Source organism: Paenibacillus cisolokensis (genome assembly GCF_018403665.1).
Taxonomy (GTDB): domain Bacteria; phylum Bacillota; class Bacilli; order Paenibacillales; family Paenibacillaceae; genus Paenibacillus_AH; species Paenibacillus_AH cisolokensis.
Genome location: NZ_BOVJ01000256.1, coordinates 1 through 2,354 on the forward strand (window position 1 = coordinate 1; position 2,354 = coordinate 2,354).

The 2,354-nt window shown below is 66.9% G+C and carries 2 pseudogenes; both read right to left on the bottom strand.

Annotation, left to right across the window (positions count from 1 at the left end):
• Window positions 1-72: 72 nt before the first annotated feature.
• Window positions 73-1,046, bottom strand: a pseudogene (locus PACILC2_RS25660) (electron transfer flavoprotein subunit alpha/FixB family protein).
• Window positions 1,047-1,110: 64 nt separating this feature from the next.
• Window positions 1,111-1,892, bottom strand: a pseudogene (locus tag PACILC2_RS25665) (electron transfer flavoprotein subunit beta/FixA family protein).
• Window positions 1,893-2,354 lie beyond the last annotated feature (462 nt).

The following is a 2,354-nucleotide window of genomic DNA, read 5'->3' on the forward strand; positions in this document are numbered from 1 at the left end:
GGCCGTAGAGCTTTTGCAGCTTTGTTCACGAGGAGATGCCGGAGAACCCCCCCCCCGGCTCCATGCAGGCTGTCACTTCGAGCGGCGGAATTCCTCGGTCAGCAGCGGAATGACCTCGAACAGATCCCCGACGATCCCGTAATCGGCAACGCTGAAAATGGGGGCGTCGGGATCTTTGTTGATGGCGACGATAACGCGCGACTGGCTCATGCCGGCCAGATGCTGGATGGCGCCGCTGATGCCGCAGGCGATATAGAGCTGCGGCGTAACGACTTTGCCGGTCTGGCCGATCTGCAGGCCATAACCGCAGTAACCGGCGTCGCAAGCTCCGCGCGACGCCCCGACCGCGCCGCCGAGCACGGCGGCGAGCTCACGCAGCGGGGCGAAGCCTTCCGCGCTGCGCACCCCTCGTCCGCCGGAGACGACGACGTCGGCCTCGGCAAGATCGATTTCGCCGGCGGCGCGGCGCACGGCCGCGCGGACGGCGGTCACAAGCGGCGGCGGCTCGAATGCGAGCGCCGCCACCGTGCCCTGCCGGCCGTCCGGCTCGGCCGGCGGCAGATTGTTCGGGCGCACGGTCAGAACCTGCGTGACGCCCGGCAGGAAGCGCCGCCGCTCGAACGCCTTGCCGGCGTAGAGCGGGCGCGTAAAGGCGAAGCCGCCGCCGTCCGCGTGGACGGCCGTGGCGTCGGCGATGTAGCCGGCGCCGAGAGCGGCGGCCAGCCGGGGCGCGAGGTCGCGCCCGATGGCGGTATGGCCGAGCAGCACGGCGTCCGGCCGGACGGTCTCCGCCGCCGCCCGGATGGCGGCGAGGTACAGTTCGGGCGCGTAATCGCGCATCGCCGGATGATCGGCGACGCAGACGGCATCCGCGCCCCGCGAAGCCAATTCGGCGGCAGCGCCCGCCGCGGTTCCCCGGGTCCGGCCAACAGGACGTGCACGGACCCGCCGCCCGCGATCAGCTTCGCCGCATGCAGCGCTTCGAGCGCTACGCGGCGCAGCTCGCCGCCCTTGCTCTCCGCAAAGACGAGGCACGTTCGACTCATCCTCAGATCAGCTCCTTTCTTCTTCCTTTCCGTCAAAGTACGGCTTCTTAGTCAAGCTTCTCCGTCAAGGAAACAGCTTCGCTTCCGTCCGCAGCAGCCGGACGAGCTCGGCCGCCTGTTCGGCGGGGCTGCCGGCCAGGCGGCGGCCGGCGGCACGCGGCGGAGGGAGCGAGATGTCCGTCCGCTCGGTCAGCGGCGTCAGCCGTTCTGCGGGCAGGCCGAGCTCGGCAATGTCCACACGGCGCAACGGTTTGCGCTTCGCCTTCATAATGCCCGGCAGGGACGGATAGCGCGGCTCGTTCAGCCCTTGCTGCGCGGTTATAAGCGCAGGCAGCGGCACCGCAACCGTGTCGGTGTCGCCTTCCGCGTCGCGCTCCACGACCGCCAGCCGTCCACCGCCGCCGTCCGCTTCCAGCTTCAAGCCGACAGCCGCCGACACGTGCGGCAAGCCGAGCCGCTCCGCGACTTGCAGGGCGACGGCACCGGCGCCGCTGTCAATCGCGAACAGACCGGCAAGCAGCACATCGGGCGCCATCGGCCGAATCAGCTCGGCAAGCGCTTGCGCCACGGCCGCTCCTTCGGACAGCCCGGCGTCGTCGAGTCTTACCGCTTCGTCCGCTCCCATCGCCAGCGCCGTGCGCAGCGCTTCCTCGCTGCGCGGCGGACCGCAGGTCACCGCGGTCACCAGGCCGCCCTCGGCCTCGCGCAGCCGTAGCGCTTCTTCCAGCGAATATTCGTCATACGGATTGATGACGAATTTGACGCCGTCCTCGCTGATCCGGCCATCCTGGAGTGTTATTTTTCTTCCGTATCGAACGTCTGCTTGATCAACACCACGATATTCATGTCGTCCAGCTCCTTCACACGCTCTTTCGCAGTCGACCCGGCCCGTTTCGGGGCCGGCCGCGCTTTCGATGCTACTTATCAAAAATATGACGAATGCCGCATCGTTAGCACCCCGACGGCTAGACGTCATTGAAATTCATGCCCCTTTTCAATGCCGATGGCAGCGTGTTCCGGTGATACTTCACACGTTGCTTTAGTATCCGGGCATAGTTATCGGCCCTATCGGGCATGTTCGGAAGTTCTTGCTCATACACTGAAGCGACGACTCTTTTTGTAAGCGCTAACAACTTGTCCGCGCAGGAACCGGCCGTCCGGGGGGCGCCTCGGGGCCAGTGAGGAAAGCTGTCTCGGAGTTCGCCTCGGAGATCGCTTCGGGGGCCGCCATGAAAGTCGTCTCGAAGTTCGTCTCGGGGGCAGAGGAAAGCCGCCTCGAGATCGGCTCGGAGGCAGCGAGGAAAGTCA